Below are 22,538 nucleotides of genomic sequence, written 5' to 3'. Positions count from 1 at the left end.
GAGAAGCGTAGGAGCAGAGACTTTCCTCTTTCGGTGAGGTGGTGCGTATGAGCGTACTTCCAAAATTTACAGAAAGGAGAGGCCTTTTGTCAGCATATGAAACAATTCAGACGATCCTAGGGTTTGGTATGTTTACCATTGCTTTGATCGCGCTGATTGTGAAATTGCTTAAAAATGACAATAAAAAATAACCGTCAACTTTGACCGAGTACGGTTATTTTTAAATAATTCAAAAAGTCACCGTCTTAAACGGCTCTACATCAGAGAGGTATGTTGACGCATATCTCTCTTTTCGTTTTTATTATAGCATATTTTCCCGAAAAGTACGAATAAATTTAGCGTTAATCCGTGAAATCCTAAAAGCTGTTAAAGAGGAGAAAAACCTCTGGGCTTTTTCTCTTTGCCTATAGTCTGTTTAGCCCGCTTTTTTGTTAAAATTTATCGTAAACTTCAATTACTGAGGTGCTATTCAGCTCAGACTTACTTATTTTAATTACTTCATGGGATTCAGTTAAAGATTTCGATTGGCTCTTTCGTGGCTGATTTATTAACGATAATAAAGATTGTGGGACGTACTTTTTGTTATTCTCTTTACATGTTAACGCCACAATCATTTTGCCTGAACGAATTGCTTTTTCATACTGTAAATTATAAAATTTTCCTCCATCGCATATTCGTACACCTGGAGAAATAAGCATTTCTAATAGAGAAATTACTTGTAATTTTTGGCCTGTGGTTCCATCATCTTTAGGTTTAATCCCGCGCAGTGAAACTTTATTATTTTTTAAAGCTCTGTAAAATTGAGTAGCCTTAAAACGAAATTTACAGCTCCCTTGTTTATCTATTTGATAATAGTCAACTCCGCATAAATGCATAAAATTCCCAGCTTCAAATTGAACGTTCATTTCTAACAATTTCTTTGTTTTCCGATGTTGATATGTATAAGTGAACATATGATTATTGAAGTTGGTGTCATAAATTAAGAACGCCTTTCTAATTGTGTCAAAATCTTTTTTCTCAATCATTAGTTTCTCCTATAAATAAAGAAGCCAAGCTTAGCTTGCCTTCTTTAAACTTCAAATATAATTCAGGTTTTTCTGTTGCTCACCAACTATTGGCTCTACGTCCAATTCTATATCGAGTTTTTCTGTTGCTCGCCAACTATCGGCTATTACTTCCGATTTCAGTATTGAGTTATTATGATGCCTGATCATCAAGAAACATCTACTTGTTTCTAATAAAAGTCTACCACAGAACCACGTTCAACTCAATCCTTTTTAATCCAATAATGGAGTGTAATGACAATAAAAAATAACCGTCAACTTTGACCAGCACGGTTATTTTTAAATAATCCAAAAGGTCACCGTCTCAAACGGCTCTACACTAGAGAGGTACGTTGACGCATCTCTCTCTTTTCATCTACATTCTAGCATAGATACAATGTAGATGAAAAGAGGTGCCTGCTGCTAAAGGTTCTTGTCCTTCTTTAGCGATTGAGCAGTGCATCAACGCTTAGTTCAGTCATTTCAGAGACTTGTATGTCGGCTCCGATTAAGGGTTGGCTGGCCGACAAGCCGACGGCATAGATGCCCGCGGCTTTCAAGCCGTCAATGCCTGATTGTGCATCCTCAAAGCCAATGGCGTTTTGCGGTAGCACGCCAATACTGTCAGCGGCGGCTAAAAAGATTTCAGGATCAGGTTTGCCTTTGCTTAACGAGTCGGGATCGACAATTGTGGCGAAGTACGCGCGCACGCCTAATTTTTCCAAAATCAGGGGGGCGTTTTTTGAAGCCGAAGCCACGGCACAGGGAATGTGACGTGCTTGGGCTTGCTGTAGCAATGGCACGACACCAGGTAAAACATCTTCTGTCGTTAAATGTTCTAATAATTGAACGTAGTGGTCATTTTTTTGCTGAGCTAAGGCTTCTTTTTCTGCTGGAGTAAACGCATTTTCACGGTGGCCATGGGCTAAAATGCGGTCCAAGGAATCCATCCGACTAATGCCTTTTAATGTTTCGTTGAAGGTTTCGTCAATGGGGATACCTAGCGAATCGGCCAACGCTTTCCAAGCTTGATAATGAAATTTGGCGGTGTCAGTAATGACACCATCCAAATCAAAAATAAATCCAATCGTCATTGTGGTTCGCTCCTTTATTGATAATGTACTTCTTTTGGTCGTTCGGCGGTTAACGGAATCAACGCGCCCTGAACCAATAATTGTGTATCTTTATCTGCTGTAATCGTGACACTGGTTTGTGTTAATGAAAATTGATACGTCACGCCTTGATGAATAAACTGGAAGGCCAGCGCTTGCCAATGTTCAGGTAAGTTTGGACAAATTGATAACTCGTTCTGGCGCGTGTCAACGCCTGCATACGTCGCTAAAGTAACGTGAATCGTCGCAGCCATGACCCCTGTATGAATCCCTTCAGCGGTCGTGCCACCTTGAATGTCACGATAATCGGAATACAACGCTTCTTGATAAAGTTGCCAAGATAGCTCATGGAATTGCGCCATTTCTGCCAATTGGGCATGAACAATTCGTGACAAAGTCGAACCATGAGACGTCCGTTTTAGATAATACAAAAGATTTTTTTCCAAATAATCCGCAGGCAATTGATACCCTAAATCTTCTAAAATTTGATCCACCCGAGTTTTGTCTAAGTTGTAGAACAACATTAACGTGTCGGCTTGTTTCGCCACTTTGTAATCATCGGGGGATTCCCCTTCGGCTTTTAAAATTCGATCCATGCGGTAAATATTGCCGTATTTCTCTTTCATCGCTGCCCAGTCAATCTCTTTTAAGCCGAAATACCCTTCATATTGCGCAATAATGCCGTCAGAATTAACTTCAATTTCCAGTGAATTTTGAATTTGTTGCATGCGGGCTAAATCAGCCGAAGTGGTCTGCGTTTTGGCAAAAAGTTGTGCCTGTTCTTCCTCAGAGAAAAGTGCCAAAATGTTGGTTAATTCTTCGAATAGCCAAACCACCATCAAATTCGTATAGGCGTTGTTTTTCAAGCCGCTTTCCGTTTGGTCTGGATAGCCCTCGTGAAACTCATCAGGTCCCATCACTTTATCAATAAAGAACCGTCCTGTTGCGTCATCTAACGTCGCAGCGCTGTTCCAAAATTGAGCGATTTCTAACAACATTTCGCCGCCATATTGTTTCATAAATTCATGATCCTGTGTACTATGCCAATACAACCAAGCATTGTAAGCAATCGCCAAGGACACATGCCGTTGCAGAATGCTATGATCCTCGCCCCAATGTCCATTCAACGGATTTAAGTGAAGTTTTTGCGTGGTTTCACGCCCGTCACGTCCTGATTGCCACGGATACATTGCGCCACGATACTGGCTAGCCGCCGCATTTTCCTTCGCCTTCTCTAATCGATGGTAGCGATACAGCAACAATTGTTTCGCCGTGTCAGGATAATGTTGAATATAAAAAGGTAAAATAAAAATTTCATCCCAGAAAATATGTCCACGATACGCTTCACCATGCAAGCCTCGGGCGGTAATCGAGACGTCCAATGCTTGCGCTTGGTTACTAAAAGGCGAAGCCGAAGCCAGCAAGTGATAACTGTGAATCCGTAAAAGTTTTTGAGACATCAAATCGCCTGTCACGGTAATGTTGGCTTGTTGCCAAAGAGTTTGCCAAGCGCGGGCGCTTTCCTGAGCGGCGGCCGCAAAAGAGTCCTTCGGCGTAAACGGTACTTGCCAACTTTGTTCGGCGTGGCTGGCTTGCACATAGACTTGTTTTTCTAGCGTATAGCGCGTGCCTTGGTGCGCCATCACGGTCACCACTTGGGCGATTTTTTCCGCTTCTTCTTGAATCATAATGGCTTCTTTTTCAAAAAAATCACCGGTTATCAAGGCCGTTTCTCGGACACTCAAGTTGGATTGATTGGTACAAACCTCAATCACGGTTTTGTTTTCCTGCGCGCTTAATGCTGTCACCTGAAAATGTTTCGCTGTTAAGTTGCGATACCGCGCCACGTTATAGTTGTAGACACTGCCATCCGTGACGGTTTTCAAAGTAATCGGGGCTGAAAAGTTTAACGGCTCAAACGTATATTGCAGATGATAGTCATTCGGCTGTGCCATATTGGCGATTTTTTTCGTGGTTAATTTAATTTGCTGATTGTCCGCATCTTTCAAAATCATTTCTGCGACAAACAATCCCGTTTTCAAGTTCAATTGACGGTGTAATTGTTGTAGCGTGTCTGGAGAAATCGTTAACCAGTCAGTGGCATCGCCAATTTTTAAAGCGATGTGTTGGTTGTCAGGAGCATTGACGAAATCTTCATTTTCCACTACTTGACCCGCAACTTCCGAAGCCGCTGTATTATAAAGCCCCGCAATGTAGGTCGCTGGATAATGATCATCAGAAATCGTCATCTCAGGGGTTGTGCCGCGCAAACCTAAAAAGCCATTGCCGACAGTTAACAGGGACTCCACCGCATATTCATTTTTCCCAGGCACGTAGCCATAATAGTCCAAATGCCAAGCCAGATACTGCCGTTTTTCTTCAAATGCTGCCAGCAGATTCGGTGCCGCCGCTTGTTCGGCTGCCGTTAAAAGTGGCGTGTTCAACTGTTCCGCGAATGCTTGAATCACCGCTTGCGGAACCAGCGCCAACGTTTCCTCTGGCGAAAAGAAGTCCGCTGGGAAATCAGCCACAATTCCCCCCAGAATCGGCGCAGCCTCTGCCACAATCAATTGGCACAGTTCAGGAACCGTTTCTTCGATAGTCAAGGCTTCAAAAGGGAACGATTTTTGGTGAAGCGGTTCCAATTTATGGTTAAAAAAAGTCGTCGTTAGTTGGTTCGGTGCGAATGTTAATTCTAAAATAGTCATGTTTGGCGCCTCCTTGTAAACTTGTATAGACATGTTGTGTTTGACTACAGTATAGTATGAACGAATCAGAATTACAAGGATTTTCCCTAGATTCTTGGGAAAACTTTTCTACAACGTGGCTGCAACCGACTACGCTGGGTCCGAAAAAAAGGCGGTCAAGCAGTGGTTTGGCTGGGGGAGTCAGTGGCGTAAGCAAGGCAGAAAGTGCGGGGGATTTTTCTGACCAGCTCTAGGTTTTTCGGAGGGAATATGCTATGCTTTTAGAAAAGAAATTGTTGGTAGAGGAGGATCGGCATGAACAAGTTTCATGACATATTTTTAGAATTAGAACAACAAATTGTCCAAGGCGACTATCAGCCAGGCGATTTATTACCTAGTGAAAATCAATTAGTGGAAACTTACAATGTTTCCCGTGAAACAATTCGGAAAGCCTTGAATTTACTGATTAACGCTGGCTACATTCAGAAAAAGCAAGGCAAAGGCTCGATTGTCTTAAACTTTAAAAAATTTAATTTTCCTATTTCAGGGGTGACCAGTTACAAGGAGTTACAACAAACGCAACATATTGAAAGTCATACTCATGTGGTTTCCTTAGAAGAAATTCCTGTAGAGCGCAACTTGGCTCAGTTGACTGGTTGGACCGAAGGGGCCCCTGTTTGGCGCTTAGTTCGGCAACGGGAGATTGAAGGGGAAGTCGATATTTTAGATATTGATTACTTGATTAAAGAGATTGTCCCTGAACTGCCGAAGCATCGTGCCGAAGATTCGATTTTCGATTATTTGGAAAACGACCTTGGCTTGGCGATTAGTTACGCCCAGAAAGAGATTACCGTGGAACCGCTCACAGAGATGGACAAGCAACTGATTGGTGAAGTCGAAGGCAATCATGTCGTCGTGGTCCGCAGTATCATGAACTTGGAAGATACTCGCTGTTTTGGCTATACGGAATCCCGTCACCGCTTAAACAAATTTAAGTTTGTGGAATTCGCCCGTCGCCGCAAGTTGTAAGGCGCAGTGACTAGCAAACGCAAAAACGGCTGTCATTAAATGAAATTTGAAGATTTTTTCGCCGAAATCGCGGATAAATTTATAAGAATTTAGGAGAAAACGTCAAAAGGTAAGAGTTGAACCCTTACTTTTTGACGTTTTCTTGCTGTTTATTAATCGATTTTGCCGCGAAAATCATTAAATAACACTTTCGGATGTCAAAAAGTGTTGAAATTTATGTTTAAAACCAAGAGATATCATTGATATTAAAAGAACTGTTGATTTTTTCTATGCGCGGTTAAATATTTAAAATCACAGACACAGGGGAATCTTGTATAATTAAGGCCATAGCTTCAGAAGTACATTCTGGAAATTCTTAAACAAAAGGAGACGTACATAGATGAAAAAGAAATTATTTGCAAGTTTACTCGTTGGCAGCGCAGTTGTTGGGGCTAGCTTGGCGCCTCTTTCGGCACAGGCTGTCACGACAGGAAATACACCAGTACAGGTAGAATTTGAAGGTGGAACATTGCAAGATCAGGGGGATGATACTGGCCCAATCGTAGATCCCGATCCGACGCAACCGAATACGAATTTTGACTTATTAGCCATTCCGAAAATTTTTGACTTTTCTCCCGTAAAAATTGGTGAGGATATAACCGCTATTAGACCCATTTCAACTGCGCCAAAATCGATCATGGTGGGTGATGTCCGTGGGACCAAAGAAGGCTGGCATGTCACTGGCGAAGTAGTGGGCATGAGTAATGGCACAGATACATTAGATGGACAGATTACCTTTGGAATGACACCATACTATGCCATATTCAACGAAAGTACGAGTTCTTACGGGGGCTTCAACACTCTGAACGGCATGAATATCGCTAATGATCCAACGGCCCCTAGCTTTAACGGTGCGAGCCTTAAGATTGGTGGCGGCGCCGCGGCTTTAATTAACGCTCCTCTAGGAAAGGGGCAAGGGACTTGGTCAGGTCGTCTAGATAACTTAACGTTAAATGTAACGACACCAATGCAAGAACTGAAAAAAGGCGCGTATACAGGAAATGTCACCTGGAATCTTGTCGCAGGACCAGCGATTTAAGCATGTAAACAATAGCGGACGGAAGAGCTGTTTAAATGGTCTTCCGTCCGTTCTTAAACAATCAATTAAAAAAAGAGAGGTATGTAAAATGAAAAAGAAATTACTCGCAAGTTTGTTGGTAAGTAGCGCAGTGGTTGGTGCTAGTTTAGCACCACTGTCGGCACAGGCGGTAACGACAGGGAATACGCCAGTGCAGGTGGAGTTTGGTGGAGGAAAGTTGCCAGATGGTGATGGTGATGCTGGCGGAAAAGATCCCGATCCTAATGCCTCGAACACTGATTTTGACTTGCTTTATGTTCCTGTAGGACTTTTATTTCCTAAAACGGCTATCTCTGCTGATTTATCTGCTCTTTTTTCTGACAACTTTGCTCGCTATGGAGTAGGGGATTTAAGAGGAACGAAAGAGGGCTGGCATGTTACTGCCACAATTCCTGAAATGGTCAATGGTGAAGAAAAGTTGACAGGCACATTATCTTTTAAACAACTAAGATATATTGTGACATATGATGAAGAGAGAAATCGTTTTGAACCAATAACAGGTTATGATTACAATAGCGATCCTGCTGTTCCTGAATTTTCAGCTAGCAGTAGTATTACAATTGGTGGTGGTGCCACATTAGTGGGGAATGCAGTGAGTGGAAAAGGCCAAGGAATGTGGGGTTCTGCCATGACCGAAAAATATTTAAACATCACAACCCCTTACCAACAACTCAAAGCAGGGACCTATACAGGTAACATCACGTGGAACCTCGTCGCAGGACCATCTCTCTAAGACCAAACAAAAAAGTCATCCCTTTAGGATGACTTTTTGCTTATTTCTCTGTGACGGTGCTGTCTGTTTTGACAGTTTCAGCAGGCGGTGTTTGCGCCGCTAATAAGTCGCGAATTTCTTTTAAGTAATCTTCGCTCGTTGGTATCACTTCTTCTTCTGCCGCTTCTTCTTTTTTGCCACGGTTTTTCATTTTGTTGGCCGCTTTGACAATCAAGAAGAGGACGAAAGCCGTAATTAAAAATGTAATAAGTGCACTAATCACGCTACCAATATTGAATTCAACGCCTTCGACTTTATAAACAAGGGCACCTAATGCATCGTCGGCACTCTTTTTCCCAGTCGTCAAGACAAAAATCAGACTAATTAACGGGGTAATCAAGCCTTCCACCACTTGTGTCACGATTGCAGTAAACGCACTACCAATGACAACACCGACGGCTAGATCTAAGACACTTCCGCGCATGATAAACTCTTTAAATTCTTTAATCATTCTTTTTTCCCTCCTCACTTTAAAAACAGTATACCGAATCTTCTTGAAAATTTGAACTGAAAAACTCTTATCATTCAGAAAGCACCTGAAGCTGTGTTATAATGGAGCTATTGGAAAAAACATTAAAAAATGCTTTAGAATTTACGCGATACATATATTTCACAGCATTCTTTAGGTAAGATGAAGCAAATGAAGGAGCGATGCGGCAATGTCTGTTCAATTAGTTAAAGGCGTGAATTTACACGTCATTCCTACAGAAAAATATAAAACGGTGCGTCTTTTAGTCCGCTTTAATACACGATTAAATCATGAAACCATTACAAAAAGAACGCTGTTGTCCAGTTTGATGGAAACCAACAGCTTGAATTACCCGAATCAAGTCAAGTTAAGTGAGCGTTTGGCGGAACTTTACGGCGCCAGCTTTGGGATTGGCGTTTCCAAAAAAGGCAATCAACATTGGTTTAATATTTCTATGAACATTGTCAATGATCATTATTTACAGGATAGTCAGGTGCTTGCCGAAGCGGTGGACTTTTTGAAGGAAATTATTTTTGCCCCCAATATTCAAGCGGGCCAATTCGAGGCGGAAACCTTCCAACGGGAGAAAGAGAACTTGAAAGCGTACTTGGAAAGTATTGTGGAGGATAAGCAAACCTATGCTTCTTTGGCGCTTCAAAGTGTCTATTTTAATCAATCGGAGGATCAAAAAATCCCTAGTTTCGGGACCGTTGCGGCGTTAGCTGAGGAAACAGCGGCGTCATTAGCAGCGTATTATCAAAAAATGCTGGCGGAAGATCAAGTGGATATTTTTGTCTTAGGCGATGTCAATGAGGCGGAGTTAGTGCCACTATTCAAGCAATTACCGTTTACGCCTCGTGAAGAAGGCAAAGCCGCGATTTTCTACAATCAACCAATTCGCAATGTGATTGAAGAGCGGACCGAGCGTGAGGTGTTAGCCCAATCGAAATTAAACTTGGCTTACAACACAGATATTTATTATGGCGATAGCTATTATTTTGCGTTGCAAGTGTTTAATGGGATTTTTGGCGGTTTCCCGCATTCTAAATTATTCATGAATGTCCGTGAGAAAGAGCATTTAGCGTATTATGCTTCTAGTAGTATCGACACCTTCCGTGGCTTCATGACGGTTCAAACAGGAATCGATGGCAAAAATCGGAATCAGGTCTTGCGTTTGATTTCGACAGAATTGGAAAATATTCGCTTAGGTAAGATTAGCGAATTAGAAATTGAACAAACGAAAGCAATGTTAAAAAATCAGTATATCTTAGCGTTAGATAATGCAGGCGCGTGGCTGGAAAAAGAATACTTGAACGAATTAATGCCGCAGACAATACTGACGGCGGAGGAATGGATTGCGCGGATTAATGCCGTGACTATTCCAGAAATCCAAGAAGTAGCCAAACGCTTGGAACTTCAAGCGATCTTCTTTTTGGAAGGAGAAACGGAAAATGATTAAAAAAGACTATGCACAAATTAAAGAAACATTGTATACAGAAACACTGGAAAATGGGTTAAAGATTTACCTATTACCGAAAAATGATTTCCAAAAAACGTATGGTTTGTTTACGACCGATTATGGTTCCATTGACAATACGTTCGTGCCAATTGGTCAAGAGGAAATGATTGAAGTACCTGACGGAATCGCCCACTTTTTAGAACATAAAATGTTTGAAAAAGAAGATGGCGATGTCTTCCAAAAATTTGGGCAACAAGGGGCTTCAGCGAATGCCTTTACCAGTTTTACGAAAACGAGTTATTTGTTTTCAACGACGGATCAAGTGACACAAAATCTAGAAACGTTGCTTGATTTTGTGCAATCGCCGTATTTCACGAAGGAAACGGTCGAAAAAGAAAAAGGCATCATCGGACAAGAAATTCAAATGTATTTAGATGATCCTAACTGGCGCTTGTTCTTTGGGATTTTAGGCAACCTTTATCCGAAACATCCATTGCACATTGATATTGCCGGTACAGTGGCAAGTATTGCGGAGATTACCGCAGAGGATTTGTATACATGCTACAATACGTTTTATCATCCAAGTAATATGACCTTATTCGTGGTAGGGAAAATGGACCCCGAAGCGTTAATGGCGTTCATTCGTGAAAACCAAGCGGCGAAAGAGTTTCCTGCCGCCCAACCTATTCGTCGGCATTTTCCTGAAGAAACAGCTGCCGACATTGTCAAAGAGAGCGCCATTGAAATGGCGGTCACACGGGCAAAAGTGCTTGTTGGCTTGAAAGGCTTAGATGAAGTGCCAACAACGGGTCGTGATTTAATGAAATATCAAGTCACCGTGAACTTGTTGTTACAATTATTGTTTGGTAATACCTCTCAAAACTATTTGGCTCTTTATGATGAAGGCTTGTTAGATGATAGTTTTAGTTATGACTTTAATTTAGATCGCAGTTTCCATTTTGCGGATATTGGCGGCGATAGTGAGCAACCAGAAGTCTTAGCAGAACGAATTGAAGCTATTTTATTATCTGCCACAACAAGTCCAGAATTAACGGAAGAAAATTTGTCCTTATTGAAGAAAAAAATGATTGGTAAATATTTCCAATCCTTAAACTCTTTAGAGTATATCGCCAACCAATTTTCACAATCATTGTTTGGGGAAACCACGCTGTTTGATAAGATTGAAGTCATTGAAAGTATTCAATTAGCCGACGTCCGCCAAGTAGCAGAGACCTTGATTCGTGAAGAAGGATTGAGCCGTTTCTACATGTATCCTAAAGGAGAAACCGAGCAATAAACCAACTGTTTAAGAAAAAGAAAAATCTTTGAAATCTTTCAATTTTGTTATCCTCAGTTGGCTTCTTTTGTGGTATTCTTAAAGGACGGGAATGTTTTCCTTGGCAATTGAAAAAGACTGATGAGACAATCGATAAATTAACAAAATAGACTGGAGAAGATGGACGAGTGGCCAGCGTAAATATTGGAGAAACACTAAAAGAAGCAAGATTGCAGAAGAACATCTCAATTGATGAACTGCAACAAATGACAAAAATTCAAAAAAGATATTTAGAAATTATTGAACAAAACGATTTTGAGTCCTTACCAGGCACCTTTTATGTGCGGGCGTTTATCCGCCAATATGCAAGTGCGGTCGGCTTAGATGGCAATCAATTGGTAGATATCTATGATGGCAAAGAACCTGAAATTGTCGAAGAACCCAAGCCAGTGTATGAAGAGCTTGAAGGATCACGTAAGCAATTGCATGACGAAGAGAAGCAATCCAGTTGGTTACTGCGGAACTTACCAGCCATTGCCTTTTCGTTAATTGGTTTAGCCATTGCGGTCGTAGTGTTGTACATTATGTGGCAAGATCAAAAAGCCGAACCGATTATTCAAACACCGGCAACTAGTGCCAGTGTGGAAAAACCCAAAGAATCAAGTCAAGCCCCAGAAAGTAGCACACAAAGTAGTACACCGCCGTCTTCTTCAAGCGAACCAGAGAAGAAAACAGCTGTGGCTGTGGTGAGTGATTCCAATAATCAAGTAACTGCAACGGTTAAAGATGCGAATAGTCCAATCAACATTACCTTTAAAGGCACTGAAGGCTCTTGCTGGATTGGCGTGATGGTCGATGGCAACTATACGTACCAACACACCCTGCAAGCAGGAGAGACCCAAACAACAGCTTTACCTGCGAATGCCGCCAATGCAACACTGATTCTAGGCGCCTCAAATAATGTCGCCATTCAAGTCGATGGCGCCGATTTAACACTGGAAAAAACGCCAGTTTTAATTCGTAAGGATGTTACATTAGGGATTACGTATCGTTAGAAATGGTGTAAGAAGAATCTGGATAAACTGTCAAACGGCAATTATTCCAGATTCTTTTCTTTTATAATTAACAGCGAATGGTTAAAAAGACGACAATAATAATTCAAGAGAGAAGGGGTTATCAATGCTTAAAATAGTTAATAAAAAATTTAATCTTATCACCATATTTTCAATCGCTCTGTTGGTCATGGGCTTCTTGATTGTTGGCTTACAACTGTATTTCTACTTTATCTATGGTTCTAAATTTTTAGACAGTATCACATTGATTGGAATGATTAATTTAGGTTTAGGCTATTACCAGCTCTTTCTAAAAAAAGGCAAGAATATTTCTGAATAAACGGTCAAACGGCAATTATTCCAGATTCTTTTCTTTTTTTCGTGACACTGCCAGCAAGATAACGTAAAATAGAACAGGAGAAGGAAGGGGCAATTGAAGTGAATTTACCAAATAAATTAACAGTTTTAAGAATATTTATGATTCCGATTTTTATTATTATTGTGTCAGTGCCAATGGACTGGGGAACGATTAGTTTTGGCGACACAACGTTAGCCGTTACCCAATTAGTGGGCGCGATTATTTTTGCAGTTGCTAGTTTTACAGACTGGTTGGATGGCAAAATTGCCCGTGCGCAAGGCTTGGTGACGAACTTCGGAAAATTTGCGGACCCATTAGCGGACAAAATGCTAGTGATGACCGCTTTTATCGTCTTAGTTGGTCAAGGCAAAGTACCCGCTTGGATTGTAGCAATTATTGTTTGTCGTGAATTGGCAGTAACTGGTTTACGGTTGTTATTAGTCGAACATGGCGAAGTAATGGCAGCAGCTTGGCCAGGAAAAGTAAAAACAGCTACCCAAATGGTTGCAATTATTTTACTGTTCATTAACAACATTCCATTTTCAGCACTTCATCTACCACTAGATCAAATCATGCTATATGCTTGCTTGATTTTCACCATTTACTCTGGTGTTGATTATTTTGCTAAGAATAAAGATGTTTTTAAAGGTTCGATGTAAAGAGAGAATCAAAACGCTTGGCTTGTGCCAAGCGTTTTTTTAGTATTCATGATTGAATGGACAAATAGATTTTTAAGTAGAGGAACAGATGAATCGATAAAACAAATCGGCAGTTTCTGTATGCTATTTTTCATTTTGGTTATATCTACATACAAATAATTAGTTTGTTGTTGACAAAGTAAACTAAATAGATTACTATTTAGTTCGTTAGATTATATATAAACTAAATAAATTTTTTGGAGGAAATTATGAAAAAAACAGATATTTTAAATAAACTATTAAAAATTGCTCAACAACCTTACTTAATCTTTGCTTCTAGCATAGAGGAGAAACCAGATAACACTTTTGAAACGTTAAAATTGCTTGCTTCTGAAGAAAATGTAACAGCTGGAAGAATCGCTGAATATTTAGATATAAAACCTTCTAGTGTGACACAAATCATAAAAAAATTAGAGTCTGTTAAAGCAGTTAAACGAGTCAAAAATGAATCAGATGCTCGGGTCACATTCGTTGTATTGACCGATAAAGGACGAGAAAGTTTAAGTACTCAAGGAAATATTTCTAATGGATTTAATGAAGAAATGTTTAAGGGCTTTTCAGAGGAGGAACTAGAGTCTTTAAATAATTATTTAGAACGTATAGAAAAGAATATTTCTAGTGAAGAATTTTTAGATAAAATTGAAACAATTTTTGGCGACGATAAAAATTGGGAACATTTCAGAAAAATATCAGCTAGATATGGTAGAGCTAGAGAACAGATGATGGGACATGATGGCTTTGGTAGATTTGGTGAATTCAATGGTGAATACGGTGGCTTTGAAGGATGGAAGAGAGGTCGGAGAAGATAATGGCAGTAGGTGGAGGCGGCAAAAATAGTCATGATTCTATCCGAGCAGATAAAACAAAATTTTCGTTTAAAGAATTTTTAGGCTTAATCAAGATGACAGAGCCTAACTATTTACTGCTTGGCATTGGGATGGTATTTCTTGTGATTTCTTCTAGTATCCAAGTGTACGTTCCAAAACTTGCTTCAAGTTTAGTCAATAATTTTCAAAAGGGAGTAGATTATAGTTTATTAGGTAAAGTTGTTGGATTATTTATATTTTCAGCACTCGTTTCTGCATTAGGAGGGACAATTTTAGGTATTTTTGGTGAAAATGTCATCCAAAATATGCGTAAACGCTTATGGAATAAATTAACTATTCTAAAAGTTTCTTATTTTGACTCTGTTAAAGCGGGTGAAATATCCAGCCGGGTCGTAAATGATACTAATCAAGTTAAGCAATTGTTAGCCGTTACTTTTCCTCAAACAGTTGCCAGTGTGATTACAGTTATTGGTACGGTATATATGATGATTAAAATGGATTGGCATATGTCGCTTGCTATGGTAATTGCTGTTCCTGTTGTAATCCTTTGTATGATTCCAGTAATGGCATTTGGTTCAAAAGTTAGTCACATTCGCCAAGATGCTATGAGTCAATTTAACGGACTTGCTACTGAAACGTTGAGTGAAATTCGTTTAGTCAAAACTTCTAATGCTGAATCTCAGGCGCAGGTTCGTGCTGCAAATGAAGTGGATCGGTTATTTAATGTAGGGAAAAAAGAAGCAATATTTGATGCATCTATGCAACCAATTATGATGATGGTCTTTATGAGCATGGTATTTGGGCTATTGGCATATGGGATGCATCGAATTGCCATTGGTGTGATGACAATCGGAACATTGATGAGTTTCTTAATGTATCTATTTAATCTTATTGGTGCCATGCCAATCATTGCGACGTTATTTTCTGAAGTAGCTAAAGCAGCAGGATCAACGCGACGAGTGCAAGAATTGTTATCTAGAGAACCTGAAGACTTTGAAAGTGGACAAGATATTGATTTATCGGAAAAGACTTTATTAGTTAAAAATGTAAAATTTTCTTATGAAGATGCACCAGAGGAACCTATCTTAACAGACATTTCTTTTACTGCTCAGCCAAACCAAGTAATTGCTTTTGCTGGCCCATCAGGTGGCGGGAAATCGACGATTTTTAGTTTAATTGAAAGGTTTTATGAACCTACAGAAGGACAAATTAAATTTGGAGATATTGACATAAAAGATATCAAATTATCAGATTATCGTCGTCAAATCGGCTTTGTATCACAGGATTCTGCGATTATGGCAGGGACAATCAGAGATAATCTAACGTATGGCTTAGCAGAAAACTTCTCAGATGAACAACTATGGGATGTCTTGGAACTAGCATATGCGCGAAAATTTGTAGAAGAAATGCCAGATAAATTGAATACGGAAGTCGGTGAACGTGGCGTTAAAATTTCTGGAGGACAAAGACAGCGTATTGCAATTGCTCGTGCATTCTTGCGGAATCCCAAGATTTTAATGTTAGATGAAGCTACTGCTAGCCTAGATTCAGAATCTGAGATGAAGGTCCAAGAGGCATTGTCTAATTTAATGAAGGGCCGAACGACATTGGTTATTGCCCATAGATTGTCGACAATTGTTGATGCGGATAGCATTTACTTTGTTGAAAAAGGGAAAGTAACTGGTTCAGGAAAACATGATGAGCTAGTAAGTAAACATAAAACTTACGCTAAATATGTATCCGAACAATTTAAAGTAACGGAATGAACGAAATAAGCAAATTTAAAATGAAGCTAAGACAACACGTGCATTAACTAATTGTCTTAAGATTTAGAAAGAACTTGGACATAACCCCCAAGTTCTTTTTTCTAACTTATTTTTACCCACAAGATAAAAAGCGACCAAAAAATTGGTCGCTTTTGAAATACCTCCATGATAGTTCACTTGCTTCATAAAATGTAGAGTCACGGTATAAAGCCAATTTGCGAGGACCGATATTACAAAAATAAGCACCATTCAGATCTTTACGACAAATAATGCGGATCGGTCTTAGTCGTGCTAATGTTATCACGGATTTTTTTCAAGGAATCGGCATTTTGATCAAAATTGTGATACATCGTATTTGTGTATAAAATATCCATTACCGTTAAGTAACTAATCCGTGAAGCCAAGGATTCCGCACGAAACAAGCCTTCTTCGGTGACGACAATAATTGCTTCGTCGGACAAGCCTGCCAACTCTGAACCGCTGTTACCGGTTAACGTAATCATTTTTGCGTTGGTTTTTTTAACTTGTCGTGCTAGGTTGATTGATTCTTTGGTTTTGCCTGAATGGGAAAAAATAAACACGCAATCTTCACTGGTTAATTTTGTGACAAAACTTAACTGCATGTGGTAATCAAAAATGTAGTTGCATCGATAGTTGGTCCGAATGAATTTATGGAAACTATCAAAAGCCACAATCGAGGAGCCGCCTTGCCCAAAAAAGTGAAGCGTTTTGGCAGAGTACATCAAAGCCAACACGTTATCTAACAGCTCTTTTGTTAAGAACTGTGTGGCGTTACTGAGGGAATAAATATTGGCTTGTAAGACTTTTTTAGCAATCGTAATACTATCATCATCTGGTGAAATATCATCGGCGCCATTCACGCTATTGACGTTTTGAAAAGTCGGCTGATAATTAGAATTTCTGGCGATATCAATTTTAAATTCTTGGAACCCAGAATAGCCAATCTTTTTTACAAATTGATATACGGAAGATTGGGAGACGCCAATTTCGTTGGCCAGACTTTCTAACGTCATTTGTGTCAATAATGATTCAGAATGAACAAAGTAATCGGAAATTTTCTTTTCTGTGAGGCTCAAATTCGGTTTTTTGATCCGAATCCGTTGATCCAAATAGTGGTTTTTCATTAACACGTTCCTCCAATCTTATTTTTTAAAAATAGAATGAATGCCTTTTCATTGTTGGTATAGACTGATTATAGTGGAAAAAGAGGACAAATACAATTTCTCTTTTTCTCCACAAAAAAGAAATTCTTTAAAAAAAGCCAAAAAAAATAAATAATCTTTTTTCTGAAAAATGAAGGGGTCTTGAAAAGACTTCTCTCAACTAAAGAAAGTAGCCAGTAAAAAGAACGTGATACCAAGAGATTTACTTGTGTTTTTTGTATGAAAGCTCCTTAAAAATAAAAACGTTTTACCTTTTGAGTAGGCAAGATTTTTGCTAAAAAATAAAAAATATTTTTTAATTAGTGTAATCGTTTACATTATTTTTTTTATCCTTTATGATTGAAGTATCAAAAGAGGCAGGTGAAAGAAAAATGGACATTGGCTTTATTGGACTTGGGAAAATGGGTTTGAACATGGCATTAAATGTTCACGAACAAGGCTGGCCCATTATTGGCTTTGATGTGACAAAGGAAGCAAGAGCGACTGCTAGAGAACAGGGTCTTTCCGTTGTAGATTCGTTGTCAGAATTATTGAAAGCGCTTAATAAAAGGAAGGTGATTTTTTTAAGTACCCCCGCTGGTCAGATTACCAATCAATTAGTGGCAGAATTGGTAGAGCAATTAGCACCAGAGGATATCATTGTGGATAGTGGCAATTCAAATTTTCATGATAGTGTCGCGAATGCTCAGCTTGCTAAGGAAAAAGGAATTTATTTTATTGATTGTGGTACTTCTGGTGGCATCAAAGGAGCGCGGGAAGGAGCGTGTTTAATGGTTGGCGGTGCGCCTGAAGCTGTCAAGGTGTTAACCCCATTTTTTGAAGATTTAGCTTGTGAACAAGGGTATCTTTATGCTGGGAAATCAGGAGCTGGTCACTATTTGAAAATGGTGCATAACGGGATTGAGTACGTCATGATGCAAGCCATGGGCGAAGGATTCAATTTATTAGAAGCTGCCGAATATGATTTTGCGTTGGAGAAAGTAGCCGATGTGTGGAATCACGGCTCGATTATTGAAGCTCGCTTGATGGGCTTAGCGAAAGAGGTTTTTGCGGAAAATCCTACGTTAGCCAATCTAGAAGGGAAAGTTGCAGCAAATGGCGAAGCCAAATGGATGATTGAAGAAGCATTACGTTTGGAGATGCCCGTCCCAACGACAGCGTTGTCCTTATTTACTCGAAATGAAAGTATGCTAGCAAATCATTTTTCAAACAAAGTGGTCGCTTCTTTGCGACAAGGATTTGGCGGGCATGAAGTCGTAAAAAGTCAGTAAAGGAGTTTAGTCATGTTAAAAAAACAAAAAATTGCCATAGTGAATTCCAGTAGTTTTGGTCAAATTTTTCCTGAACACTTGACGCGCTTAGAAAAAATAGGCACCGTGAAGCATTTTACAGTCGACAGTGAAATTGGTGGCAAAGAGTTAGCGGAACGTTTACAAGGATATACGATTATTATTGCTAGCGTGACGCCATTTTTCACGAAAGAATTTTTTGAACATAAAGATGAATTATTGCTGATTTCTCGCCACGGCATTGGGTATAACAACATCGATTTAGACGCTGCAAAACAGCATGACACAATTGTTTCCATCATCCCAGCTTTAGTAGAACGAGATGCCGTGGCGGAAAACAATATCACAAATTTACTAGCTGTTTTACGGCAAACCGTGGCTGCAGATGCCAGCGTTAAAGCAGATCAATGGGAAAAACGAGCGAATTTTGTCGGTCGGACGTTATTTAACAAAACTGTGGGTGTCATTGGTGTTGGGAACACAGGAAGTTGTGTCGTTGAGACGTTACGAAACGGATTTCGCTGTGACGTATTAGCGTATGATCCCTATAAATCCGCCACTTATCTGCAAAGTTATGGAGCCAAAAAAGTAGACTTAGATACGTTGCTAGCTTCAGCTGACATCATTTGTTTATGTGCCAATTTAACTGAAGAAAGTTATCACATGATTGGCTCGGCGGAAATTGCCAAGATGAAAGACGGCGTCTATCTTTCCAATAGCGCACGAGGCGCCTTGATTGATGAAGAAGCCATGATTGTCGGCTTACAATCGGGCAAAATTGCTGGGCTTGGGACAGATGTTTTAGAAGAGGAACCAGGTCGGAAAAATCATCCTTATCTTGCGTTTGAAAATGTAGTAATGACGCCGCACACCTCCGCTTATACCATGGAATGCCTGCAAGCGATGGGAGAAAAATGCGTGCAAGATGTGGAAGACGTGGTGCAAGGTATTTTACCTCAACGGACAGTGCAAGAAGTCAGTCGTTACGTTAGTTAAGAAGGAGGAGGAGCATGTTAACTGATTTAAAAGTGAAAGTTGGACCGCAATTTTATCGTTACCACGAAGGCGCCTTAGCTTCGGTGCCGTCACTTTTCAAGGAATATCACGCCCAACGAATTTTGGTGGTGCATGGCACCGTATCCTTTGAAAAAGCTCAGCCATTTTTGCCCTTCTTGGCAGATTCAGAGTATCAATTCTTCTATCACACTTACACAGGAGAATGTAGTTATTTTGGCGCCGAACAAATTTCACAGCAAATAAAGGAACACCAGATTGACTTTCTTCTGGGAGTCGGCGGCGGTAAGTTAGCCGATTTAGTGGGCTACAGCGCCCATTTAAACAATCTGAATTTTGGCTTGGTCCCCACTTTGGCTAGTAACTGTGCGCCGTGGACACCGTTAGCTGTGATGTATCAAGAAAATGGCGCGGCCGAAGGCAAAACGGAACATTTCTTTCGCCAAGCTGCGTTTTTAATCACCGATCCTAAGTTGCTTCTTGATGCACCCCGTGATTATTTTGTCGCTGGTTTAGCTGATACGTTAGCGAAATGGTATGAATCAGAGACCATTTTACGCCAAGCCCATTTGCAAGGGGAACCCTTTTTACAATTAGCGGGAGCGACCGCCAAGCTTTCGCAAGAAGCGATTATGCGGGACTCAAAAGCAGCCTTAGCAGCGATGGACGAGGGCAAACTCACGCCTGAATTTGTCCATCTTTCAGAAATTGTTTTCGCTGTTTCTGGATTAGTCGGCGGCTTCGGCGACAAATACGCCCGCAATGCAGCAGCACACGCCATGCATGATGCTATGAGTAAATTTTTACCAAAAAGTCATGACTATTTACATGGCGAAAAAGTAGCTTACGGCATCTTCTATCAATTAGCATTGGAAAAAAGGTGGGCCATCATAGACGCATTAATCCCTTTTTATCAAGAGCTAAACTTGCCCATGTCGTTACGACAAATGGGCCTTTACCCAGAAGAAACAGTACTCGATGCAATGGTTCAATTTATTGATTCAAAAGAAAAGGTTCATTTAATTCCTATTGAGATTTCGGAAGAACGTTTACGTCAAGGGATTGAAGAGCTAGAAAAGTATATCCAAAACCAAGGATAAGAAGGAGGAACTATGGAAACGTTAAGTGTTTTACAAAGTTTGATAATGGCGCTTTGGGTGGCAGCAATTATGTCCAGATGGCTTGGAGGAGGAGCAACGTTAACGTTGCGTTTCTCGCCCTTAATGACAGGGTTAGTAGCAGGTTTAGTGATGGGCGATGTCCCGAAAGCGATGATCGTCACCGCAGCATTACAAATGATTTACATGGGTGTTTTTTCACCAGGTGGCTCTATGCCAGCAGAACCATCAATTGCGGCAGCGATTGCTGTGCCAGTTGCGTTGCTAGGGAATTTGAAGCCGGAAGCCGCTATCGCCGTAGCGGTTCCTGTCGGTCTTTTAGGAAGTTATTTATATCAATTCCGTTTCTTTATTAACACGTTTTTAGGGAAGTATACCGATCGTGCGGTGGCTGAACTAAATTCTAAAAAAATTGCCCGCTCAATTATCTGGTATCCAACGATTGCCTCATTTATTTTATTCGTTCCATTAGTCTTTTTTGCTCTTTATTTAGGGGCACCAGTCATTGCCGATATTATTAAAGCATTAGAAGGAACCGTTGTGATTCACGTGTTAGAAGTAGTAGGTGGTGGTTTAGCCGCAATTGGGATTGCGACAACGGTCTATGTCATTGGTCGAAAAGATTTCTTGGTTTTCTTTTTCCTTGCATACTTCATGAGTATCGTCTTTAAGTCATTGGAAATTACCATGGTAACGTATGCCATCTTTGGCGTAATTATTGCGTTAATTTTTGTGCAAGTCCAAAAAGGCAAACCTGTAGCAGAAAGTGCTGGTTCCGCCAGTGCCACCACTGATTTTGATGATGATGACGATTACGATGACGGGTTTTAAAAGAAAAAGGAGGAACTGAAATGACGGAAACAACAGAAAAAGTCGTGCCGAAAACAACGAATTTAGCACCAGAAGAAATTACCAATAAAGATGTTACAAAAGCCTATCTCCGTTGGCATTTTGCCAATGAAATTCCCCATTCCTTTGAACGTTACTTGGCGCCTTCGTTATTGTACGCAATGATGCCACTTTTAAAGAAATTATATAAAGACGATGAACAATTAAAAGCCGCTTATATGCGTCAACTGCTGTTTTTCAATACGCAATTAAGTTGGGGCGGCGGGGTCATTACTGGGCTGATGGCTTCCATGGAACAAGAGCGGGCCAAAGAAGAACATGAAGGCCGCGAAATCATGATGCAAGATGATTTAATGTATAACACCAAAGCTGGATTGATGGGCGCGTTAGCGGGGATTGGTGATGCGATTGACTCAGGCACGGTTCAATATATTTTTATTGCGATTGCGGTGCCGTGGGCGCAACAAGGTAGCGCATTAGGTGCGATTTTCCCATTTGTGGCGTTTGCCCTTTATCAAGTACTGTTAGGTGTGTTCTTTGCGAGACAATCCTTCAAAATGGGGCGGAATGCCACAGGCTTAATGCAAAGTGCGGGGATTCAAAAAGCCATTGAAATGTTATCTGTTTTAGGGTTGTTCATGATGGGAATTTTAGCTGGTAATTATGTCAAAGTTTCTTCAACCCTTCAATTTAAACTTTCTGGCCGTGAGTTTGTGGTCCAAGATATCCTTGATCAGATTGTCCCAGGACTCTTGCCGCTAGCTGTCGTGATGGGCGTGTATTGGTTCTATACGAAAAAAGGCTTGAAAGTTACGCAAGCATTATTGTGGTTAACAGGTATCTTAATTGTCTTAGCAACAGTCGGTATTTTATAAAAAGAAAAGGACGTGAATCAAATGGGCGTAGTAAATTTAGCAAGAGTAGATGAACGATTAATTCATGGACAAGTGATGGTGACCTTGTCCCAAAAAAGTGGCGTTAATTCCATTTTCGTTGTCGATGAAGTGGTGGCAAAGGATAAATTTATGCGTGATTTATACAAAAGTGCAGGCAGTCGGACAGGACAAAAAACCATTGTCATTACGCCGGAAAAAGCTAAATTTTATTGGGATGAATACCAATTCAAAGAGTACAACTGTATTTTAATCGCTAAAACCGTCTCTGTAATTTATGACTTAGTAAAACACGGAGTCCCTATGAAGGAGTTAAACATCGGCGGTATTGCACAGAAAAATCCAGAAAAAGATTTATTAGTAACCAAATCTGTTTATTTAAACAAAGAAGATGCTGAAAAATTAAAAGAACTACATGAGGTGTACGGCGTAGAAGATATTTATTTCCAAGCAACGCCTTCTGCACCAAAAACTAGTTTAAAAGAGGTTCTAGGCAAATTTAATTTATAAAAAGACCAGTCGCTTG

Annotated in this window: 22 protein-coding genes; 17 read left to right on the top strand and 5 right to left on the bottom strand. The window is 40.2% G+C overall.

Annotated elements, in window-relative coordinates; translation table 11 throughout:
* Window positions 1-47 precede the first annotated feature (47 nt).
* Window positions 48-191: a type I toxin-antitoxin system toxin PepG1 gene (pepG1, locus tag IGK86_RS13460; RefSeq protein ID WP_002392696.1), complete on the top strand. Its 144-nt coding sequence runs from the start codon at window positions 48-50 to the stop codon at window positions 189-191.
* Between the two features lie 240 nt (window positions 192-431).
* Here pepG1 and IGK86_RS13455 read toward each other — a convergent pair whose 3' ends face one another.
* The 3 genes from IGK86_RS13455 to IGK86_RS13445 all read right to left on the bottom strand — a co-directional run bounded on the left by IGK86_RS13455 (window position 432) and on the right by IGK86_RS13445 (window position 4,896).
* Complete coding sequence (locus tag IGK86_RS13455) at window positions 432-1,025, bottom strand: PBECR4 domain-containing protein (RefSeq protein ID WP_010706987.1); 594 nt, start codon at window positions 1,023-1,025, stop codon at window positions 432-434.
* A gap of 461 nt (window positions 1,026-1,486) precedes the next feature.
* Window positions 1,487-2,137, bottom strand: coding sequence for a beta-phosphoglucomutase (gene pgmB / locus IGK86_RS13450; protein ID WP_016617406.1), 651 nt, complete (start codon window positions 2,135-2,137; stop codon window positions 1,487-1,489).
* Between the two features lie 14 nt (window positions 2,138-2,151).
* A complete protein-coding gene (locus IGK86_RS13445; RefSeq protein WP_016617405.1) occupies window positions 2,152-4,896 on the bottom strand; it encodes a glycoside hydrolase family 65 protein in 2,745 nt (914 codons plus the stop codon).
* Window positions 4,897-5,157: 261 nt separating this feature from the next.
* On the opposite strand from IGK86_RS13445, the gene treR reads away from it, so the two are divergent.
* The 3 genes from treR to IGK86_RS13430 all read left to right on the top strand — a co-directional run bounded on the left by treR (window position 5,158) and on the right by IGK86_RS13430 (window position 7,721).
* The gene (gene treR / locus IGK86_RS13440) at window positions 5,158-5,871 is read left to right on the top strand and encodes a trehalose operon repressor (protein WP_002354877.1); all 714 of its coding nucleotides are present in this window, start codon (window positions 5,158-5,160) and stop codon (window positions 5,869-5,871) included.
* Between the two features lie 379 nt (window positions 5,872-6,250).
* Window positions 6,251-6,949, top strand: coding sequence for a WxL domain-containing protein (locus tag IGK86_RS13435; protein WP_010824023.1), 699 nt, complete (start codon window positions 6,251-6,253; stop codon window positions 6,947-6,949).
* Window positions 6,950-7,037: 88 nt separating this feature from the next.
* Entirely contained in the window at window positions 7,038-7,721 is a 684-nt protein-coding gene (locus IGK86_RS13430) for a WxL domain-containing protein (RefSeq protein WP_016617402.1), read from the top strand.
* Between the two features lie 40 nt (window positions 7,722-7,761).
* Here IGK86_RS13430 and mscL read toward each other — a convergent pair whose 3' ends face one another.
* Window positions 7,762-8,211 carry a large conductance mechanosensitive channel protein MscL gene (mscL, locus tag IGK86_RS13425; protein ID WP_016617401.1) on the bottom strand — a complete coding sequence of 150 codons (450 nt, stop codon included), beginning with the start codon at window positions 8,209-8,211 and terminating at the stop codon, window positions 7,762-7,764.
* A 208-nt stretch (window positions 8,212-8,419) separates the two neighbouring features.
* On the opposite strand from mscL, the gene yfmF reads away from it, so the two are divergent.
* The 7 genes from yfmF (at window position 8,420) to IGK86_RS13390 (ending at window position 15,665) form a co-directional block, all read left to right on the top strand.
* The gene (yfmF, locus tag IGK86_RS13420; protein ID WP_016617400.1) at window positions 8,420-9,688 is read left to right on the top strand and encodes an EF-P 5-aminopentanol modification-associated protein YfmF; all 1,269 of its coding nucleotides are present in this window, start codon (window positions 8,420-8,422) and stop codon (window positions 9,686-9,688) included.
* The gene (gene yfmH / locus IGK86_RS13415) at window positions 9,681-10,985 is read left to right on the top strand and encodes an EF-P 5-aminopentanol modification-associated protein YfmH (RefSeq protein ID WP_016617399.1); all 1,305 of its coding nucleotides are present in this window, start codon (window positions 9,681-9,683) and stop codon (window positions 10,983-10,985) included. The genes yfmF and yfmH overlap by 8 nt, the downstream gene beginning before the upstream one ends.
* A gap of 167 nt (window positions 10,986-11,152) precedes the next feature.
* The gene (locus tag IGK86_RS13410) at window positions 11,153-12,019 is read left to right on the top strand and encodes a helix-turn-helix domain-containing protein (RefSeq protein ID WP_016617398.1); all 867 of its coding nucleotides are present in this window, start codon (window positions 11,153-11,155) and stop codon (window positions 12,017-12,019) included.
* 124 nt (window positions 12,020-12,143) lie between these two features.
* Complete coding sequence (locus IGK86_RS13405) at window positions 12,144-12,356, top strand: hypothetical protein (RefSeq protein WP_002359021.1); 213 nt, start codon at window positions 12,144-12,146, stop codon at window positions 12,354-12,356.
* Between the two features lie 98 nt (window positions 12,357-12,454).
* The gene (pgsA, locus tag IGK86_RS13400) at window positions 12,455-13,033 is read left to right on the top strand and encodes a CDP-diacylglycerol--glycerol-3-phosphate 3-phosphatidyltransferase (protein WP_002365382.1); all 579 of its coding nucleotides are present in this window, start codon (window positions 12,455-12,457) and stop codon (window positions 13,031-13,033) included.
* Between the two features lie 248 nt (window positions 13,034-13,281).
* Window positions 13,282-13,881: a MarR family winged helix-turn-helix transcriptional regulator gene (locus tag IGK86_RS13395; RefSeq protein ID WP_002359022.1), complete on the top strand. Its 600-nt coding sequence runs from the start codon at window positions 13,282-13,284 to the stop codon at window positions 13,879-13,881.
* Complete coding sequence (locus IGK86_RS13390) at window positions 13,881-15,665, top strand: ABC transporter ATP-binding protein (RefSeq protein ID WP_016617397.1); 1,785 nt, start codon at window positions 13,881-13,883, stop codon at window positions 15,663-15,665. Before IGK86_RS13395 ends, IGK86_RS13390 begins: the two co-directional genes overlap by 1 nt.
* A 257-nt stretch (window positions 15,666-15,922) precedes the next feature.
* Here IGK86_RS13390 and IGK86_RS13385 read toward each other — a convergent pair whose 3' ends face one another.
* Window positions 15,923-16,810: a MurR/RpiR family transcriptional regulator gene (locus IGK86_RS13385; protein WP_002383224.1), complete on the bottom strand. Its 888-nt coding sequence runs from the start codon at window positions 16,808-16,810 to the stop codon at window positions 15,923-15,925.
* A 374-nt stretch (window positions 16,811-17,184) separates the two neighbouring features.
* Here IGK86_RS13385 and gnd point away from each other — a divergent pair, with 374 nt between their 5' ends.
* From gnd to IGK86_RS13355, 6 genes are read left to right on the top strand one after another with little or no spacing between them, the layout of a single operon-like run.
* Window positions 17,185-18,120 carry a phosphogluconate dehydrogenase (NAD(+)-dependent, decarboxylating) gene (gene gnd / locus IGK86_RS13380; protein ID WP_002378821.1) on the top strand — a complete coding sequence of 312 codons (936 nt, stop codon included), beginning with the start codon at window positions 17,185-17,187 and terminating at the stop codon, window positions 18,118-18,120.
* Between the two features lie 12 nt (window positions 18,121-18,132).
* The gene (locus tag IGK86_RS13375) at window positions 18,133-19,134 is read left to right on the top strand and encodes a D-isomer specific 2-hydroxyacid dehydrogenase family protein (protein ID WP_016617396.1); all 1,002 of its coding nucleotides are present in this window, start codon (window positions 18,133-18,135) and stop codon (window positions 19,132-19,134) included.
* Between the two features lie 14 nt (window positions 19,135-19,148).
* On the top strand, window positions 19,149-20,252 hold the full coding sequence (locus IGK86_RS13370; RefSeq protein ID WP_010713712.1) for an iron-containing alcohol dehydrogenase family protein: 1,104 nt from the start codon (window positions 19,149-19,151) through the stop codon (window positions 20,250-20,252).
* Between the two features lie 12 nt (window positions 20,253-20,264).
* Window positions 20,265-21,101, top strand: coding sequence for a PTS mannose/fructose/sorbose/N-acetylgalactosamine transporter subunit IIC (locus IGK86_RS13365; protein WP_002354902.1), 837 nt, complete (start codon window positions 20,265-20,267; stop codon window positions 21,099-21,101).
* 20 nt (window positions 21,102-21,121) lie between these two features.
* On the top strand, window positions 21,122-21,994 hold the full coding sequence (locus IGK86_RS13360; protein ID WP_002354903.1) for a PTS system mannose/fructose/sorbose family transporter subunit IID: 873 nt from the start codon (window positions 21,122-21,124) through the stop codon (window positions 21,992-21,994).
* A 21-nt stretch (window positions 21,995-22,015) separates the two neighbouring features.
* Window positions 22,016-22,522, top strand: coding sequence for a PTS system mannose/fructose/N-acetylgalactosamine-transporter subunit IIB (locus tag IGK86_RS13355; RefSeq protein ID WP_002354904.1), 507 nt, complete (start codon window positions 22,016-22,018; stop codon window positions 22,520-22,522).
* Window positions 22,523-22,538: the final 16 nt, after the last annotated feature.

The sequence above is a fragment of the Enterococcus sp. DIV1206 genome, assembly GCF_051712485.1.
Taxonomy (GTDB): domain Bacteria; phylum Bacillota; class Bacilli; order Lactobacillales; family Enterococcaceae; genus Enterococcus; species Enterococcus faecalis.
Note: the sequence above shows the minus strand (reverse complement) of the source record. Positions and strands in the feature narration are given on the sequence as shown.

Excerpts from the sequence above, each read along its gene's own strand:
- treR (WP_002354877.1), top strand. The coding sequence starts at position 5,158 with ATGAACAAGTTTCATGACATATTTTTAGAATTAGAACAACAAATTGTC.
- IGK86_RS13455 (WP_010706987.1), bottom strand. The coding sequence starts at position 1,025 with ATGATTGAGAAAAAAGATTTTGACACAATTAGAAAGGCGTTCTTAATT.
- yfmH (WP_016617399.1), top strand. The coding sequence starts at position 9,681 with ATGATTAAAAAAGACTATGCACAAATTAAAGAAACATTGTATACAGAA.
- IGK86_RS13375 (WP_016617396.1), top strand. The coding sequence starts at position 18,133 with ATGTTAAAAAAACAAAAAATTGCCATAGTGAATTCCAGTAGTTTTGGT.
- IGK86_RS13370 (WP_010713712.1), top strand. The coding sequence starts at position 19,149 with ATGTTAACTGATTTAAAAGTGAAAGTTGGACCGCAATTTTATCGTTAC.
- IGK86_RS13390 (WP_016617397.1), top strand. The coding sequence starts at position 13,881 with ATGGCAGTAGGTGGAGGCGGCAAAAATAGTCATGATTCTATCCGAGCA.
- IGK86_RS13365 (WP_002354902.1), top strand. The coding sequence starts at position 20,265 with ATGGAAACGTTAAGTGTTTTACAAAGTTTGATAATGGCGCTTTGGGTG.
- pepG1 (WP_002392696.1), top strand. The coding sequence starts at position 48 with ATGAGCGTACTTCCAAAATTTACAGAAAGGAGAGGCCTTTTGTCAGCA.
- IGK86_RS13360 (WP_002354903.1), top strand. The coding sequence starts at position 21,122 with ATGACGGAAACAACAGAAAAAGTCGTGCCGAAAACAACGAATTTAGCA.
- yfmF (WP_016617400.1), top strand. The coding sequence starts at position 8,420 with ATGTCTGTTCAATTAGTTAAAGGCGTGAATTTACACGTCATTCCTACA.
- IGK86_RS13355 (WP_002354904.1), top strand. The coding sequence starts at position 22,016 with ATGGGCGTAGTAAATTTAGCAAGAGTAGATGAACGATTAATTCATGGA.
- pgmB (WP_016617406.1), bottom strand. The coding sequence starts at position 2,137 with ATGACGATTGGATTTATTTTTGATTTGGATGGTGTCATTACTGACACC.
- gnd (WP_002378821.1), top strand. The coding sequence starts at position 17,185 with ATGATTGAAGTATCAAAAGAGGCAGGTGAAAGAAAAATGGACATTGGC.
- IGK86_RS13405 (WP_002359021.1), top strand. The coding sequence starts at position 12,144 with ATGCTTAAAATAGTTAATAAAAAATTTAATCTTATCACCATATTTTCA.
- IGK86_RS13395 (WP_002359022.1), top strand. The coding sequence starts at position 13,282 with ATGAAAAAAACAGATATTTTAAATAAACTATTAAAAATTGCTCAACAA.
- IGK86_RS13445 (WP_016617405.1), bottom strand. The coding sequence starts at position 4,896 with ATGTCTATACAAGTTTACAAGGAGGCGCCAAACATGACTATTTTAGAA.
- mscL (WP_016617401.1), bottom strand. The coding sequence starts at position 8,211 with ATGATTAAAGAATTTAAAGAGTTTATCATGCGCGGAAGTGTCTTAGAT.
- IGK86_RS13385 (WP_002383224.1), bottom strand. The coding sequence starts at position 16,810 with ATGAAAAACCACTATTTGGATCAACGGATTCGGATCAAAAAACCGAAT.
- IGK86_RS13435 (WP_010824023.1), top strand. The coding sequence starts at position 6,251 with ATGAAAAAGAAATTATTTGCAAGTTTACTCGTTGGCAGCGCAGTTGTT.
- IGK86_RS13430 (WP_016617402.1), top strand. The coding sequence starts at position 7,038 with ATGAAAAAGAAATTACTCGCAAGTTTGTTGGTAAGTAGCGCAGTGGTT.